Annotated in this window: 16 protein-coding genes; 3 read left to right on the forward strand and 13 right to left on the reverse strand. The window is 53.0% G+C overall.

Going from position 1 to position 17,246, the window contains the following annotated elements:
* Positions 1-3 precede the first annotated feature (3 nt).
* The gene (locus HMPREF1022_RS09735; RefSeq protein WP_009302972.1) at positions 4-2,055 is read right to left on the reverse strand and encodes a metallophosphoesterase; all 2,052 of its coding nucleotides are present in this window, start codon (positions 2,053-2,055) and stop codon (positions 4-6) included.
* Between the two features lie 119 nt (positions 2,056-2,174).
* On the reverse strand, positions 2,175-2,930 hold the full coding sequence (locus HMPREF1022_RS09740; RefSeq protein WP_008681721.1) for a GntR family transcriptional regulator: 756 nt from the start codon (positions 2,928-2,930) through the stop codon (positions 2,175-2,177).
* Between the two features lie 373 nt (positions 2,931-3,303).
* Here HMPREF1022_RS09740 and HMPREF1022_RS09745 point away from each other — a divergent pair, with 373 nt between their 5' ends.
* Genes HMPREF1022_RS09745 through HMPREF1022_RS09755 form a run of 3 tightly spaced genes read left to right on the forward strand, consistent with a single transcriptional unit; the run spans position 3,304 to position 5,469 of the window.
* Positions 3,304-4,371 carry a zinc-ribbon domain-containing protein gene (locus HMPREF1022_RS09745; protein WP_009302973.1) on the forward strand — a complete coding sequence of 356 codons (1,068 nt, stop codon included), beginning with the start codon at positions 3,304-3,306 and terminating at the stop codon, positions 4,369-4,371.
* Between the two features lie 10 nt (positions 4,372-4,381).
* The gene (locus HMPREF1022_RS09750; protein ID WP_009302975.1) at positions 4,382-4,726 is read left to right on the forward strand and encodes a hypothetical protein; all 345 of its coding nucleotides are present in this window, start codon (positions 4,382-4,384) and stop codon (positions 4,724-4,726) included.
* The gene (locus HMPREF1022_RS09755; protein WP_009302976.1) at positions 4,723-5,469 is read left to right on the forward strand and encodes a hypothetical protein; all 747 of its coding nucleotides are present in this window, start codon (positions 4,723-4,725) and stop codon (positions 5,467-5,469) included. Before HMPREF1022_RS09750 ends, HMPREF1022_RS09755 begins: the two co-directional genes overlap by 4 nt.
* Before the next feature lie 453 nt (positions 5,470-5,922).
* Here the strand turns inward: HMPREF1022_RS09755 and HMPREF1022_RS17370 are convergent, their stop codons facing one another.
* The 11 genes from HMPREF1022_RS17370 to HMPREF1022_RS17390 all read right to left on the reverse strand — a co-directional run.
* Positions 5,923-6,663, reverse strand: coding sequence for a hypothetical protein (locus HMPREF1022_RS17370; RefSeq protein ID WP_156802915.1), 741 nt, complete (start codon positions 6,661-6,663; stop codon positions 5,923-5,925).
* Positions 6,664-6,935: 272 nt separating this feature from the next.
* On the reverse strand, positions 6,936-7,733 hold the full coding sequence (locus HMPREF1022_RS17375; RefSeq protein ID WP_009302978.1) for a hypothetical protein: 798 nt from the start codon (positions 7,731-7,733) through the stop codon (positions 6,936-6,938).
* 406 nt (positions 7,734-8,139) lie between these two features.
* Positions 8,140-8,964 carry a hypothetical protein gene (locus tag HMPREF1022_RS09760; protein ID WP_232221586.1) on the reverse strand — a complete coding sequence of 275 codons (825 nt, stop codon included), beginning with the start codon at positions 8,962-8,964 and terminating at the stop codon, positions 8,140-8,142.
* Positions 8,965-8,972: 8 nt separating this feature from the next.
* Positions 8,973-11,696 carry a hemagglutinin repeat-containing protein gene (locus HMPREF1022_RS09765; protein WP_009302981.1) on the reverse strand — a complete coding sequence of 908 codons (2,724 nt, stop codon included), beginning with the start codon at positions 11,694-11,696 and terminating at the stop codon, positions 8,973-8,975.
* Between the two features lie 80 nt (positions 11,697-11,776).
* Complete coding sequence (locus tag HMPREF1022_RS18135; protein WP_156802916.1) at positions 11,777-12,115, reverse strand: hypothetical protein; 339 nt, start codon at positions 12,113-12,115, stop codon at positions 11,777-11,779.
* 80 nt (positions 12,116-12,195) lie between these two features.
* Entirely contained in the window at positions 12,196-12,591 is a 396-nt protein-coding gene (locus HMPREF1022_RS18140; RefSeq protein WP_156802917.1) for a hypothetical protein, read from the reverse strand.
* Positions 12,592-12,608: 17 nt separating this feature from the next.
* Positions 12,609-12,947, reverse strand: coding sequence for a hypothetical protein (locus HMPREF1022_RS09770; protein WP_009302983.1), 339 nt, complete (start codon positions 12,945-12,947; stop codon positions 12,609-12,611).
* A gap of 128 nt (positions 12,948-13,075) precedes the next feature.
* On the reverse strand, positions 13,076-13,555 hold the full coding sequence (locus HMPREF1022_RS18145) for a hypothetical protein (RefSeq protein ID WP_156802918.1): 480 nt from the start codon (positions 13,553-13,555) through the stop codon (positions 13,076-13,078).
* 428 nt (positions 13,556-13,983) lie between these two features.
* Complete coding sequence (locus HMPREF1022_RS18150) at positions 13,984-14,475, reverse strand: hypothetical protein (protein WP_156802919.1); 492 nt, start codon at positions 14,473-14,475, stop codon at positions 13,984-13,986.
* Positions 14,476-14,925: 450 nt separating this feature from the next.
* Positions 14,926-15,375, reverse strand: coding sequence for a hypothetical protein (locus tag HMPREF1022_RS18155; RefSeq protein WP_156802920.1), 450 nt, complete (start codon positions 15,373-15,375; stop codon positions 14,926-14,928).
* Positions 15,376-15,383: 8 nt separating this feature from the next.
* A partial coding sequence (locus HMPREF1022_RS17390) for a hemagglutinin repeat-containing protein (RefSeq protein WP_009302986.1) occupies positions 15,384-17,246 on the reverse strand: 1,863 nt, incomplete at its 5' end.

The following is a 17,246-nucleotide window of genomic DNA, read 5'->3' on the forward strand; positions in this document are numbered from 1 at the left end:
GGGTTAACGCCCCCGCAAAAAATACAGGCCCTCGGACACGGGGCGGAGTTCTTCGGCCGGGAATTTGAAGCCGCTGTCCAGATCCACCGCCGTCACCGCCGCCGTGGAGGTGAAGAGTTCCGGCGGGATGGACAGGGGCGCGCCCACGGCGTCGGGACCGGCCATGTACAGGGCGATGCTCTCGCCGTTTTGGCGGGTCCGGAGCCAGCGGCCCTTGGCTTCCATTTCCTCCACAGGGCCGATGTCTCCCCGGCCTTCGTTGAGCGCGGCGTGCAGATGGCCGATGACCCTGGCGGCCCGCCGGGGATTGCAGGTCTGGTCCAGCACGCCGTTGCGGACGAAATAGCCCCGGTCGATATCCGTAAGGGCGTCGGCAAAAACCGTGACGCCCGTGCCCGCGGCGCAGAACAGGGCCTCGGCCGTGCGCTGCGCCGCCCATGTGTCGTCGCGCATTGCCCCGGCCGGATTGAAGCCGGTCAGGCGCAGATGCAGGGAGGCGGGCAGGCCGCGCGCGGCACAGGTTTTGTGGGCAAAGGCCGTGAGGGTGGGGAGGTCGTCGTGGCTCATGGCCCGGAATACCAGCCCGATGCCTTCCAGCCCCCGGAGCGCGGCCAAGCGGGCGATTCTGCCCGCGTCTCCCGCAGTGAATCCGTGGTTCATGACGTGAAAATAGCGGCCGTCAGGCGCGCGGTTGTCCTCATGCTCCCACATCCGGCTGAGCAGGATGGGCAGCTTCAGTTCGCGTCGCAATTCGCGTAGCCCGGCGGCAAGCCGCGCCAGTTCCCGCTCACGGAAGCTGATTTCCCAGCCGGAGAGCAGGGCGGCGTTGTCCTGAATGAGCTTTGCGTCGCGCGGCGTGGGCAGGCCGTAGGAATAGAGGGTGAAGGTCTGCCCCAGCGGCAGGAGGCCGCGTATGCGCCGCCGGGCCTCGGCGTCGCGCAGGTCCTGGAGGGGGATGCGCAGATGGCGCACGCCCATTTCCCAGAGCGCCAGCAGGGGGTAGTCGTTGCGGACCTGCTTTCTGTCGAATTCATCCAGAGCGCCGCTGGGGGGGATGCCCACGGCTTCGGCCCAGCTCTGGCGCAGATCAAAGCCCAGGGCCGCGTAACGGTTGCGGGCGGGCGCGACCGGAGTCACGCTCATGGGAGGCGTTTCCAGCGGGTCGTCCGGGGCCACGCACGCGCCGTAGGTCCGGACCATTTCACAGAGGTGCCCGCGCTCGTGCACGTGCACCAGAAAATAGCCCAGCTTGGCCGCGTCATTGCGCCCGGCTTCTGTTTCCTCCAGGGCGGGCGGGGCCTTGAACATTTCGCTGTAGTCCTGGCGCACAAAGGAAGTGGAGGGCAGGAGATAATGCCTGGTGGCGCCTTCGTTCAGGTACCAGAAATTATGGACGTGCCCGGCGAACAGGCCTTCCACGCCGCAACGGGCCATCAGCTCAAGCAGCCGGCCGCGCTCCGGCTCCGCGATATTGTCGTAATGCTCGGCCTCGTCCGTTTCGCAGAGAAAGGGCGGATAATGGGTGCAGATGAAAATCCGTTGTCCGGCGTGGGCAAGAAGGTCGTCCTCCAGCCAGCGTTTCTGCTCCGCTTCGGCGGGCAGGCCGCTGTTCATCAACTGCGCGTTGATGACCATCATATGGATGCCGTTGTGGTCAAAGGAATAATAGTCGTCGCCGAAAGTCTCCCGCCAGAGCCGGATATAGTCTTCCGTAATGGAGCCCGCCGGGGCCCAGGGCATGGGTTTGTCGCCGATGTCGTGGTTGCCGGGGGTGAGGTGGAGGGGGGCGTTCAGTTCCCTGACCTGGGCGTGAAAACGCGCGGCCGCCCCGGCATACAGCTCCTTGACGGCGGGAACCGGGTGGATCAGGTCGCCCAGATGGACCACAAAGGCCACATCCCGCCGGTTCAGATCGCGGACCACATGGCGCATGCGCCTGTTGGCCAGCTTGTTGACCGGGAAGGGCGAATTGCAGTCCAATTCATCCTGATTGAGATGTGAATCAGCAATAACGGCAAATGTAAAAAGCCGTTTTCCCAAGTCCTGAGGCTGCATGCTGTATCCTCCCTGCGGGTTGGGCCGTGGCGCGCCGCCAGCGGCGGCGGGGGGAGCGCAAAATCGCATTTTCTGCGCTGCGGCCTCCACGCCTGTTACGGCGGTACAGGCGTGAAATTTCAGTAGGAGCGGGAGAGCTTTCTGCCGGGGACGCAGAAACTCTGCCGGTATTCATAGGGTATCTCGTTGTAGGAGCAGGAAAGCATTTCAAGAAAAAGAACAGGGGAGTTTTCAGGCAGTTGCAGCACAGCGGCCACTTCCGGCAAGGCGGTGGCGGCGCAGCACAATTCACTGGCCGACATGGTGGGCGTGCCGTAATCCTCTTCAATGATCAGGGTCAGGGCCTCGCTTTCAAAGCGGCGCGGGTCCGTGCGCGCCAGTTCCGGAAAGCGCGCGGCCTCGAAATAGGAATGCACCAGCACAAAGGGCCGGTCGTCAATGGAAATGAGCCGTTCCAGCTTGAGCAGGGGCGTGCCTTCCGCCAGTTGCAGATAGCGGCAGATGAAGTCCTGCCCCGGTTCCGTGGAAGAGCGCAGAAAAGTGAAGCGCCGTTCCGGGTCAGGCTCACCGAAGGCGGCGTGGGTGCGGTAAAAACGGTGGTCTTTGCTGCGGATGAAGCTGCCCGCCACATAGGTGCCCTTACCCTGCACCCGGTGGAGAAAACCGGCAATGACCAACTCCTGCAATGCTTTGCGCACGGTGCCGATGCTGACGCCGTACTCTTTGGATAACCGGCTTTCCGTGGGGATCAGGTCGCCCGGCTGCCAGGCTTTGCTTTCTATCTGGCGGCGCAGGCTCTGGCTGATTCTGGCATAGGCGGGCAGGTGATTGTCGGGATTGTGCCGGGATTGGAGGGATGGCTCATGGTATTGCATACGGCTTCCTTGTGCGCGGCGCTTATTGGAATACGCGTGGTCGGATAAATTCATATATATGACTAGTTGACTATAGTTCTGCTTACCCGCATTCCCAAAAACTTGTCAAGGCGAAAATGCGGACCGAGGAATTTTTTTGGCTCTGCCGTGCCGAAAGCGGCCATGGCCGGATCGACCGGCTTCGGGCGCGTCCGTGGCGGACTTGCCAGCGCGCCTGCCTGCGGCTAATAGAGAAGGTACATTCGGCCGCGTGGCGGCCTCCGGGAAGCGCGCTTTCCGGTCTTCAAGCGTCTGGAGCATTTCCAAGCGTTAAATGCTCTATTGAGATGTGCCGCCGTCCATTGGAGTCCGGGCGGCACGAGAGGAGCCAGTAGTGAATATTACCTGCCCGCAGTGCGGCTTCAGCCGAGAACTGCCCGCCGACCGCCTGCCCGCGCGCGCTGTCATTGCCACCTGTCCCAAATGCGCCTGCCGCTTCCGCTTTTCGCCCGAGGACGGGGTGCTGGAAACCCTTGACGCGCCCGCGCCGCGCGACGGGGCCGCGGCGGGCTCGGCAGGGCAGGATGATCCCCTGCCGCCCGGCGCCATTGTGCCGGGCCGCCAAGTACGGGAAGAAGAGCCGGAGCACGCCGCGAGCGAAGCGGAGGGCAAGCGCCGGGAGCCGCGAAGCGAAGACGGCGGCGCATTCGCCGACCGCCCGGATGCCGCGCCGGAACAGGAGGAGGAAGAGGACATCCGCCGGACGGCCAGCCGGGCCTATGCCCGTGAGGCCGCCCGCCTGCGGGAGTCGGAGCAGGATGCGGACCCCCATGCGGAGCATGACTATGAGGCCAATCCCTGGGAAACGGCACCCGGGCATGACGGCTGGCTGGCTTCCTTTTATCAGACGGTCATGCGGGTCATGTTCGCCGCGCCGCGCTTTTTCGGCTCGCTCAACCCGGAAGCGCCGCAACTGCGGGCCCTGTGCTTCTACCTTATTATCTGCGTGGTGCAGACGGTGGTGGAGCGTTTCTGGGGCGGCATACTGCTGGCGATCATGGCCCCCAGCGCGGCCACGGACCCGCAGCTGGAAAAAATGCTGGCTCTCCTGGCCCCACAGAGCAATCTGGCTATGACCCTGCTGCTGCGCACGGCCATGCTGGTTCTGCAACTCTATGTTTTCAGCGGCCTGACCCATCTGGCCTACCGTTTCGTGGCGCCGGACCGGGCCAGCTTTCCCCTGGTTTTCCAGGTCATGGTCTACAGTTCGGCCCCGGCGCTGCTCTGCGTCATTCCGGCGCTGGGCTCCCTGGCGGGCATGGTCTGGGGCCTCGCCTGCATGGCCGTGGGCTGCCGCGCGGCCCTGCGTCTGAACTGGCCGCAGACCCTGCTGGGTTTTGTGCCAGTCTGCATGGTGATGGGGCCCATGATTCTTCAACTGCTGTACGCGGTCCAATCCTGAGGCAATGGGCATGGCCCGGTTGTGGCGACGAATCCACTTTCTCTGGCATGAATTTCGCAAACGTCGGAAATATGGCGCGGCGATCCGGCCCGAGGGCATCCGTGCCCAGGCCGAGGAGCTGGGGCATCTGGCGGAACTTGCCGGAAGAAGCGTCCCCCTGGCCGGACCGGAGGCGCGCCAACTGGCGGAACTGGCGCAGGCCATGGCGCACCTTGCCGACATGACCCGCACGGCGGATTTCTGCCGCCTGTCGGCCGACAGACGCCTTGTCCTGTACGACAACCTGCGCGACGCGCGGGAAAAATTGCTCGCCTCCATTCAGAAGGCGCGCCTAGCCTCGGAGAAACCGCAATGAAATCGTTGCCGCGGCGCGTATGCCCCTGGCTGCCGGGCCTGCTTCCGGTCCTGGCCCTGGTTCTGGCTTTTGCCGCCGGTTGCGCCAGCACCCCGGACGACAGCCGTTCCTCCATCTCCCTGGCCGGAGATTTCAGCACGCCTTTCCAGATCCAGATCGACAATTTCGTGCGCCGTCAGCCGCCCGCCGTCTATGTGTCCCCACTCGGCCCGGCCGGGCACCGCCCGCGCGCGCTTTTCGTGCCCCTGCGCGCCGTGCAGCAGGTTACCAATGCCGTGACCTTCAGCGACATGCTTTCGCGCCAGGTCTGGCAGATCTGGCTTTCGCTCAATGCCTTCGAGGCCCTGGAATACGCGCCCGAAGCCGGTCCCTTTGAACGCTCGCGCGCTTTGGCCCTGGCCCGGCAGCGCGGCGCGGAACTTCTGGTGGGCGGCTATATCAATCACTATATGGACGGCGGCAGCGGCGGCGACAGCTCCCTGTCCCTGGCGATTGAAGTGTATGACGTGAAGACCGGCACACAGCTCTGGTCACTGGCCCAGGGCGGCATGATGGAAGCCCGCCAGGTGCACGATTTTTATCTCTTTTCCATCAAGGAACGCAATCCGGCGGACCCGTCGGGGCTTATTGCGCGCTCTCTGGCCTGGGATATGGGCCGGGTGGTGCTGGCCTGGGTGGACCCGGCCGCCGCGCGTGAGCGCGGTTCCTCGTGGGGCAGCGTGTTCGGTCGGAAGGCGTTTTAGGGGAGGATGGGCGTGTCCGGCGTCAGGCCGGAACCCCGGCCAGCGGGCTGAGATTGCCCCCGGCGGGCACGGTGGAGGAAACCAAGCTATTCCTTACAGGTAACAATAAATCATTTATGGCATATCCTATATAAAATTTTTCATCGTTAAAAAATGATGAGCGCAGTGGTCTATAAGTTATATCATAACCATCCTTAAGCAGATTATAATTTCCTCCTGTTATATAAATGAGTTTATCATTTCCGCTTCTATTGGCTAGTAAAGATTCCTGGCGCGGAATCGCAGCCATAACAAAAGAAAATACATGCTATTACTATTGCAATATGTTGCACAAATTACCTTTCCATTTTCGAACAGAAAAAGAGGCTATCCGAATTGTTTTCATACGTTCGGATAGCCTTCTTCGTGAGAACTGACAATATTACTGAGGCCGACTCTAAGTTTTGCTCATTCTTACTGCGCCTGTTGTGTCGCCGGTGGACCTTCGTAGCCCGGCACTTGCGACAGGCCCGTGTAGTTCAGACGCACCTTGAGAGGCGGTATGGGTTTGCCCTTGTAGGTAAAGCCGCTGATGACAAGAACAGTATTCTCAATGTCCCAGCAATCCAAAGGAAATTTAAATCCAAATGATGGATATGAAAGCGCATCTTTCGGATAACGCTTGAATTGCATAAGCGCTATAGTTTTTGGGTCAGATAAATTATAAATTTTTTGATTTAGTAGGCCTGGATCCTTACATAAAAAACCTTTGTTGAGTGCAATTAAATCTCCTCGAATTATTTCAGTGCCTTTCATCAAAAAAATACCTCGGGTATTAAAATCCACATCCACGGCATTGGTGGAAATTTCAACGCCAAAACATTTCTTTTTGCACAATTCAGCCTTGTTTGTGGGTGCTGATTCCACTCGGTTTCCAAAAAAATCTGCTCCTGTCATCTTCCATGCCCCAAGAACAAGAGGGAACCGTACCCATAGGGCCAACGACACATTAGAACCGGAATATTGAGCATAAAAATAATTAAATTTTGCTCCCCACTGCAGGCCAAGTTTATCATTGTCCGGAAAATATTGAGGCAGATAAGATTTATAGTAATGTTCTGACCTCCATATACCTTTTGGGGGAGTAGACAATTCCCATTCATAGGGTTTGACAGGCATATATTCCAATGAGGCAAAATAGTCAGTCCCAGTCATATAATTTCCACAACCCATCAATAATAACAAAAACATAGAAAGTATATATCGCATCATTTTATATCGTTCTCCTTAAGCTGACTAACTTCGTAACTTCTTTTAATATAAGTATCCTAGTTCTTGCTCCAGTTGGTGACATCAAGGGTGCTGCCCCCCCTCATTCCCGCTTTCGAACAGAAAAGAGGCTATCCGAATTGTTTTCATACGTTCGAATAGCCTCCTTCGTGAGAACTGACAATTTTACTGTGGTGGACTCTAAGTTCTTTTCATTTTTACTGCGCCTGTTGTGTCGCCGGTGGACCTTCGTAGCCCGGCACTTGCGACAGGTCCGTGTAATTCAGGCGCACCTTGAGAGGCGGTATGGGTTTGCCCTTGTAGGTAAAGCCGCTGATGACAAGAACAGTATTCTCAATGTCCCAGCAATCCAAAGGAAATTTAAATCCAAATGATGGATATGAGAGCGAATCTTTCGGATAACGCTTGAATTGCATAAGCGCTATAGTTTTTGGGTCAGATAAATTATAAATTCCTTTATCTAGTAGGCCTGGATCCTTACATAAAAAGCCTTTGTTGAGTGCAATTAAATCTCCTCGAATTATTTCAGTGTCTTTCATCAAAAAAACGCCTCGGGTATCAAAATCCATGTCCACGGCATTGGTGGAAATTTCAACGCCAAAACATTTCTTGTTGCACAACTCCACATTATTTGTAGGTGCTGATTCCACCCGATTCCCCCAAAAATCACCTCCTGTGGTTTTCCATGTTCCAAAGACATGGGGAAACCGTACCCATAAAGCAAGTGGTGCGTTGGAATCGTTGGCATATTTTGCATAGAAGTAATTAAACCACCCTCCCCATATTAATCCATTTTTATCGTCAGCCGGAAAAAACTGAGGCAAATATGATATATCATATTTTGTCCTCTGTGTATTTTTAGGGGGAATGAATATCCCCCAGCTATTGGAACTGACAGGTGTATATTCTAATGTGGGAAGGTAGTCAGTTCCATTCATATACGGGCCACAACCAGCCAAGATCAATAACATAATAGCAGCAAGTGTGTTGCGCATCACTTGCCTCCATTTTTATTTATTCGACGGATTTCAAAACTATGCTTGATATAGGTATCCCAGTTCTTGCTCCAATTGGTGACATCCAGAGTATTGCCCCCAGCATGAACAAAGCTGTACAAGAAGGATGGCAAGATTGTGGCTGGGGGAACCCATTTGGGGACGTCAGCGGGTGAAGCATACTTGCCGTCCACAACTTTTATTTTCATATCGGGATCTCAGAGAAGGACTAGGTGCCGGGCACACAGCGGGAGCCAGAGGCGAGAGTTGAGGACCAGCAGGAACCCGCCTCATTCCTGCCTTCGAACAGAAAGAGAGGCTATCCGAATTGTTTTCATACGTTCGGATAGCCTCCTTCGTGAGAGCTGACAATGTTAGTGGGGGCGACTCTACGTTCTTTTCATTTTTACTGCGCCTGTTGTGTCGCCGGTGGACCTTCGTAGCCCGGCACTTGCGACAGGTCCGTGTAATTCAGACGCACCTTGAGAGGCGGTATGGGTTTGCCCTTGTAGGTAAAGCCGCTGATGACAAGAGTAGTATTTTCAATATCCCGGCAATTCAAAGGAAATTTAAAACCAAATGAAGGATAAGTAAAATTTTTTTCTTTAGAAATGCCTTCTCCAGACGGCAAAATTACTATGACTCTCGAAGATGCATTTGGTTTCATAAGCGCTATGGTTTTGGGGTCAGCCAAATTATATATATCATGGTTTAGGTACGCTGTATCTTTACATAAGAATCCTTTATTGAGCGCAATCAGCTCGCTGGAAATGGTTTCATCGCCTTTCATAATGAAGACACCATGGGTATCAAAATCCATGTTTACTGCATTGGTGGAAATTTCAACGCCAAAACATTTCTTATTGCACGAATTTGCATTGTTTTGCAGGGGAGCTTCTCTTTCGCTATCAAGCCAATAAGACGCAATGTCTTGCCAAACCTCAAAGGCCCCAGTAAGTCGTACCCATAATACAAGCTGTGTATCCTGCTCCCCGGCATATTTGGCATAAAAATAATTAAACCTTGCTGGCCACCCCAAGCTGCCAGCATCTTCCTCTGAAAAGTATTGTGGCAAATACGTTTTGTTTCTTTCTGTCCACATATGTTTTTCTGGTGTATGCAATTCCCAACCTTTGAGGTTGACAGGCGTATATTCCAATGTAGTCTGATACATAGTTCCACTTACATAAGCACCACAACCAGTCAGGAATAATAAAAAAATAGCAAGCATATATCGCATCATTTTCTGCCACTTTCCTTGAGTTGACGAATTTCAAAACTATGCCTGATGTATGTATCCCAATTTTTGTTCCAGTTTGTCATATCAAGAGTGCTACCTCCTGCATGTACAAAGCTGTACAGGAAGGACGGCAAAATGGTAACCACGGGAACCCAAGTCGGCGGGGTAGTGCCTGTAGGCTTGTATTTGTTATCCACAACCTTCATTTCCATATCGTGGATTTCCGAGAAGGACTTGATGCCGGGAACCCATTGATAGAGGAATCTCAGGAAAGGATTTTGGTCCGAGGCCCCATAGTTGACATTTGGGTTGCGTATTCGGTCCCCATTCACTCTGTCAAAATCCAAATCGTCTTTTGTTCTATAATACTCCATTCCCGTATTAGATTCATTCTGTCCTGCACCGGGCAGGAAATTAGCCATAAAACCGTGTTTCTCGGCTACCTCATCATGTCCCTTGGTCAGTTCCCGCAGGATGCTTGAACTGACAAAGACGCTGAAGGCTGTTTCCTCATGTTCGGTCACTTCCTGCGCTTTGCCCGTATCCCGGTTCAGGCCGTCGAGCGTGGCGTCCGGGTCACTGCGCACAATGACAGTGCCCTGTCCCACGGTGGCTCTGTCCACTTGCTCCGTATTTTCGGAAGCGTAATTTCCGGAAAGAGTCACATCACCGAGATCTTTTCTGCCCGTCAGGCTGGTGGTCCCGCCAAGGTTGGCGCTCCACTGCTCGCCGCGCGCATAGTCAAACAGGTCCGTATAGGTCAGGGAGTCGGTATTCAGGGTCAGCTTGCCGCTGTCAGCGGCGATCACCGCCCCCGTGATATCGGTATTGCCGCCGGTATTGACCGTCACTTCCTTGGAACCGATGATGGCCGTCTGTCCCTGGACCCATTTGCTGTCAAACGTGCCGGACCCGGCGCTGACAGTGACATCCGCTCCGTTGCCGGAATTGACGGCCAGGCCGCCGATCTCTCCGGGGAAGAAGGAAGAGATGTCAAAACTGAGGCCGCCGCCCACGCCCCAGGAGGAAGACACGCTGGAACTCGTGTCCTGAAGGCTGGCGACGTTCAGGTTGTTCCCCACTTCCATGCGGAGGTTTTCCGCCGCAAGAAAGGCCCCCTGCACATTGGCGTCATTGCCCGTGCTTACGGATAAATTATTGCCCGCCATGACCAGCGCGTTGGTGTGACTTACGGCTTCGCCAGCGGCTTTCGCGCCGCCCGCATAAGCCGAGGCATAGCCGGAAACGTTCCAGCCCGTGGCCCCAAAGCCGATGCTCGCCCCGATGCCTCCCGAACTGGATGAAGAGGAAAATTTCTGATCCCAGGTGTTTTGCGCGGCAATAATGTTGACATCGTTGGCAGCGGTCAGAGCCGCGTCGCGCCCGGCAATGATCTTGCCGCCTTCTATGTTGATGTTATTTCCCGTGAGCGCATATATGTCCCGTCCGGCGGTGGCGGAAGAGGGGGCCGCCGTGGTGCTCCGGATGGAGTTTTTCTGGCTGGATTCCGACATGCCCAAATCCACGGACAGGCTCACCGTCTGCAAGGCCGCGCTCATGGTGGCGGACATGGCTTGCAGACCCGCCCCGGCTGCGGAAATACCGGTAAACCCGGCTCCGCCCTTGGCGTCGCTTGTTGTCCCCGGGATATGGGTAAAGGCATCGGCGGCGCTGGTGACGTTCTGTTTCAGGGAGATGGTCAGACCGGCCTGCACTTCCTTGCGCCAGGACGACATATTCTGCGTATCCGGGGCGGCCAGCATGTTCCAGTCGCGCCCGGCAATGACGCTTATGTCGTTACCGGCTTCCAGATGGGAAGCCACCTGATTGACGTCGCGCTTGGCCGTGAGCAGCACGTCATTACCCGCTGACAGGAGATTGCCCCTGTTTTCCGTTTGCGATTGATTGCTTCCCTTGCCCGCGTAGTTGTACCCCGCGTTTACACTGATGCCTTGGATGCTGAGGCTGCCCCCTATGCCCACGCTGGATTTACTGCTGGACTGGGCCGAGTGGGAAGTGTCTTGTCCCGGTAGCAAATGAATATCCCTGCCGGCGTCAAGGGCGACATTGTTGCCGGCCGTGAGCAAAGAGCCCTGCGCGGCGATATCCCGACTTGAGACAATATGAAGGTCATTACCGGCCAAGAGTGTTGAGCCCACATTGGCGGAGCTGCCGTTTGAGGATTTTTTGGCTTTTGCCTCATAAAAATTCACACTTCCCCCGCCGAAGAAAAGCCCTCCCCGGGAACTTTTGGACTGATGCCAGGAGTCTCGTAAGTTATCCGCGCCTGCAATCGCGACATCCCCGTCACGGGCCAGCAGCGTTATGTTGCCGCTGCCCACCAGGTTGGAGGCCGTGAGGCTGACGCTCTTGCCCGCGTCCAGGGTAACATTCTGGCCGACGAGGTTGGAGGCCACCTGGGTCAGCGAGGAGTTGCCCTCCTTCTTGGAAGAGGAACTGAGGCCCAGCGCGCCCACAGTGGACTTGGTATGGCTGAAATAGGAACTGTTCTGTGCTGAGGAGACGTTGACGTTGCCGCTGGCGGCCACGGTAAGGTCCTTGAGGCTGGCCAGGTTGGAGCCCACCATCGAGGCGTGGCCGGTTGACGCGGGCGCGCCGGAGGCAGCGGACGCGCCCGGCGTCAAACCGGTGACCCCGGCCAGCAGGCTGAGATTGCCCCCGGCGGCCACGGTGGAGGATTTGCTGGTGATGCGCTCTTTCATTGGGGCGCGAGGAGTGCCATCCTATTCCCATTTCGAGCATAGCCAACAATCAACAACTTTTTCTCCAATGCTGTTTTGAGTCATGCTTGAGCATTCACTGTAACATTAAAGCCAAGAGATTTTTTACAACAAGTAAAGGCCATGGCCCATTCGCAATAATATTCCGCATAGTATAGCTTCTCTCCATTTTCAAAATCAAGAAAGGAGAGATTTTTTCCTTCAAATTTCTCATCCGTTATTTTTATGTTATTATAATATTCATTCAGGCAACGATCTACCTCCACATCAATTTGAGCGCAAGGCATTTGTTGCTTTTGCACACTTGCAGGCAAGTGCGCAGCATAGAATTGACTTTGTATTGCCTCACCACATCCAGCAAGGAGGCAATAGCATATGAATATAAAAATGTTTTTTTTCATATTTATATAGAAAATATATTGTCCATATTCATATTTTTTTGTAACACATATCAAACAATATTTAACATAACTATGTATAATTAATATGCATATCCCATCATTCTTTCTCCAGAACATTCATAAACAACTTTGTTTGAATTATACTTAATATTAAATACAGCAACATATGGAAGTGAATTTCCATATGCATCATCTATTTCATAGCTATAATAGTATGCACATATTGTATCTTCATGTCCTATTTTTTTGCACGTTTTCAATTTTCTACTATCCATATTATAAATAGAAACTCCTTTATAATAACCACTTCCACAGCGTTTCCACTCATCAAGTACCCATATAGAACTTTCCCCGGCCATATCATTTGTTTCTGGAGGAAACCAAATTTTTGTAAAGTCTTGTTGGGTAACACGGCCGATACTGCGACAGCCACAAAGCAAAACAAAGCAAAGCAGAAGAGTATTAAAAATACGCATGACTAACCCTCCTTGCCTTAAGGCTGCGGATTATTGTCAACGGGCGGCGTTAAGTTGGGCTGTTCCGGTTGCTTTTCCTTGCCGCTCAAGGAGCCCCAGAGCTGGGCGAAGGAGTCCGTCAGACCATTAAAACTCTTTTTAACCTCAATCCATTGGTTCCCCCAAAAGCCTTTAGGGTCTTCCCACATTTCATTGGCATCCTTCAGGGCATAGGGAATGCCCTGCATGCCAATAACCTCGTCTACATAACTGAAAGCCGCTTTGTAGTTCATATTGGTGACACTCTGGTTTTCGCTGGTGGCCTTGTTCTGGTTGCGGTTCAGACCGTCCAGGGACTGGCCGGGATTATCGCGCACTATGATTTCCCCGTTGCCGATAGTGACATAGGCAGTGACAATAATATAAATTATCTGTTTTTCATTTCTTGAAAATTATCTCTCCCTATAAAACGAGCAAGGCCTCTCCGTGAAGAGAGGCCTTGCGGTCATGGCCGGATACCGTCAGATGTACCGTGCTCCAGGCGATATTCGCTTGGGAATTTTGCCCATGCACAGCCATAAATACGACCATTTTTGTCTGCATAGATATTGAATACAGTTATATACCAGTCCGTTGTGTCAATACCAGGAATATCTTCCCCATAATAATACGCCCAAATTCTGTTCCCATAGTTGGGAAGAATTTTATAAATTCCGCGCTGAGTGGGGAGAAGGTCCGCGACATTTTTACCTAAGTAATAACCTTGAGTGCATCTGTCCTCTTCGCCCCTGGCTTGAAACGGCCAAGCAGACAGACGGATCATATTTTTAGGCACCCATATTTTGACCTCTTTTCCTTCGCCGTCGCGCGCGGGAGCGTGTGGCGTACTAGGAGACGGTTTTATACCAATACTATTGGCCATATCTTTCACTATACAAGCCGAAAACAGGCAACAGACCGCCACCAATAAAAGAATATTGCGCATGGCGACTTCCTAGTGTTGCGCACTGGCTTGCGGGCCAGAAGCGGACGACGTTGGCGGGACTGCAGGCGAGCTTGCCGCTGGCGCAGAAGGCCCCTCTTTTTTGGGTTCAGGGCGCTTCAAAAATGGAATGCCCTTAGCCAGACTATCCTGGAGATCATTGAAAAAGGTCTTGGGATCAGCAAATAAGTTGAACGTGCCGGTAAGCATGGACGGAACTCCCCAGCCATCCAAGACCGTATTTACATAGCTGAAGGCAGGTTGCCAGTCGATGTTGACATTGGCGGTCTGGGTATGTCATTAAACGCTATTAAAACAGGAAGCTCCTCTTTCTTGGAAGAAGGCCTGAGACCCAGTGCACCGCCTATTGCTAAATGGTACCAAGCTTTTATGTTTTTTATCAGTTGGAAATATAAAACTATTTAGGCGAGTTATTGGACAATGATGCCATCTGTTGTACCATTTTTATAGTGCCACCCTCTCGGATATTTTGCATATGCACAGCCATAAATACGCCCATTTGCGTCTGCATAAATATTAAATACAGTTTCATACCAATCAGTTTTATTAAATCCTGGTATGTCTTCACCATAATAGCAGTAATATGCCCATATCTTGTTTCCATACTTAGGTAGAGTTTTGCATACAGTACGCTCACTAGGTAAAAGAGCATGCGTAATATTTTTCCCTATGTAATCCCCATTTGAGCACAATTTTTCCGCTCCTCTCGCTAGAGTTTCCCAAGTCGCATGAGGAATCATACCATCTTTAGGAACCCACATTTTAACTTCTTGCCCCTCGCCATCGCGTGCAGGACGCGATGAAGCGGAGGGAGGTTCATTGATACATTTATCTACAAATTTTTCGAAACCGCAGGCGGAAAGTAAGCAATATAATATCGCCATAACAAACAGATAGCGCATGACTTTCTCCTAGTGCTGTGCGGCAGTCTGTGGTGCAGACGTGGGCTGATTGCTGCTTTCGGGTTGCTGGTTTTTCGGCCGCTTCAATAGAGGAATCCCCTGTGCGAGCTTATCCTGTAACTTATTTAAAAATGTCTTGGGATCAGCTAAAAAATCAGCAGTTCCTGTAATACCAGAAGGCCATCCCCAACCATTAAGGAAGTTGTCGATATAACTAAAAGCCGGTTTCCAGTCGATGTTTACATTAGCAGTCTGCTCGGCCTTGAGAGCTTGGGACGGATCTCGGTTTAAACCTTCCAATGACTGGCCGAGGTTGTTGCGTATAATGATCTCCCCCTTGCCGATGGTGGCATGGTTATTTATATAATATTCTATATAAGTTATTTTTTCTCTAAAAACTATCTCTTCCCTATAAAACGAGCAAGGCCTATCCGTGCAGAGAAATTATACTCAATTTCTTATTCGCATATACTTACACCTAGTAATTTTTTCATCTTTATCTACATAAATATTGAACACAACATCATATCCAATATTCATCTGCATTGGCGTTAAATTGAATGCTAGTGCATTAACTCCAACATCTGTATCTTCGTCATAATAATAATAATATGCATATATTTTTGTTCCATCTTTGAGTATTTTGTAAACGTCTCCAGATGGTTCATATTTCCCTCCAATATAATCTCCATTCATACATTCATCTATATATCGTTGAACAACATATGCATACATTCCTTGTCTGGCATGCATATTTGAGGGCATCCAAAGTGTAAAACCATCTGAATCAACAAAATTTTCTGGATATTTACCCCATAATCCACTTTTATTATATTGCGGTAAAGGGCCGCAGGCACAGAGCAGTACAAATACACAGAGCAAGGCAATATTTTTGTACATATTGTCTCCTACCTTCCGGCATTAGATGTCGGCGTTGCAGGAGCGCCCTTTTGGGCCGGAGGTGTGACAAACATATTACCCAATGCTTCATGGAGAAAAGCCATCGGATCATTACCTAGCCCCTGCAAGGCTTGTTCAGCCGCTGTGGGTTTCTTCTCTCCAGTCGGTTGGGAAGCCCCATCTTCCTTTTTATCTTTGCCTTTGTTCTTGTCGCCGCCGAACAGACCCGTAAAGATTCTTTTAAAGAAGCCGCCGGGGTCTGTGGAGAGTTCATTCAAGGTATTCAACACATTGGTTGTCCTATTCGGGTTTAGTATGGTGTCCACATAGGTAACGGCTGGATTTAGATTGATATTTACATTAGTTGTCTGTTCAGTCTGCATGGCCTGAGAAGGATCACGATTCAGGCCGTCTAAAGATTGGCCGGGATTGTCGCGCACGATGATCTCGCCCTTGCCGATGGTCGCGTAGGCGGTCTGGGTCGTTTCCTTGTAACTGTAAGAAAACTTGTCCGGTGAGATATTGTGCAAGCTTTCTTCCTTAAACCCCTTCCACCACGTTTGCAGGTTCTTTTGCGTTTCCACTAAATTTTTCATCCAAGGCTTAGCATCAGGATACAACTCATTATTAGGCAAATTACTAGGATTTTTTCCCCCTTGAGATAAGGTATTATTATCCCCCTTATCAATCGGAGCAGATGATGTCCCTCCGGGCTTAAATGTCTGTCCCCATTTGATACCCGCGCTCATGCTGGTTTCCGTAGTCTTGCTGACGATATTCTCATAGCTCAGAGTGCCGGTATCCAGTTTGAGATTGTCGTTGAGAGCGGCAATGATGGCTCCGGCCACATGCGTATTATTTTCCGTGTAGATATTCACGCTGTCGCTGCCCAGGATGGAAGTCTGCTCGCCCACAGCCTTGCCGTTGCTGTTCTGGAAGCCAAAGCCCAAGTTGGCTCCCTGAGTCACGCTGACGTCGGCCCCGTAGCCCACTGTAGCGCTGGCCCCGGCGTTGTAGCTGTTGGTATGGGACGAGCTGGAATCCTTCAGGCTGGTCACAGTAAGATCGCGACCCACAGTCATGTCCACGTCTTTGGCGGTGAGGTTGGCCCCGGCCACGGTAGTGTCCTGCCCGGACACGGTGGTCAGCTTTTCTCCGGCCACCAGTGTGGCATTGTCATGCTTGAGCCCGCTGCTGTCCCCTTGCTCGCCGTTCAGGGCAAGGGAACCATTAACGCCCAACGTATAGCCGCTTTTATTTACTGATGCGCTTACACCCAGACCGGCATTAATACCGCCCTTGTCGCTGGATGAACTTTGCGAGGAATGTGCGGCGTGAATGTTCAGGTCGTGCCCGGCGACCAAGTTCATGTCCTTGCCCGCCTGGGCCTGGGTGCCCTGCATGGTCAGGTCCTGCCCGGCAGTGAGGTTCATATCCTGTCCGGCGGCAAGTTCTGTCGGCACTGCTGTAGTGGCATGGCTTTCGCTGCTGCTCTGGCTGGCATTCACACCCAGTGTCAGACTGGCGGAAGCGCTGGAGTTGGTCAGAGTCTGGCCCACCCCGTTGACGGCCTTGAAGCCGCTCTGCGCCGAATCCAAAAGGCCGTTAGCCTCTACGGCGGTCTTGGCATTCTGGTAGACCTGCTGGGCGTTGCTGGTCAGATTCTGTTCCAGGGTCAGGCTCAGGCCCGCGCGCAGGGTTTTTTCATAAGCGCTGGCGCTGGCCGTGTCCGTGGCTTGGAGGAGGTTGATATCCTTGCCCGCGGCCATGTTCAAATCCTGGGCCGCGGCCAGCCGGGAACCGGCCATGTTGACGTTTTGCCCGGCATTGACCGTGATGTCGTTATTGGCCGTGATCTGGCTGGCCGCATT

The organism is Desulfovibrio sp. 6_1_46AFAA (genome assembly GCF_000224635.1).
Lineage (GTDB): Bacteria > Desulfobacterota > Desulfovibrionia > Desulfovibrionales > Desulfovibrionaceae > Desulfovibrio > Desulfovibrio fairfieldensis.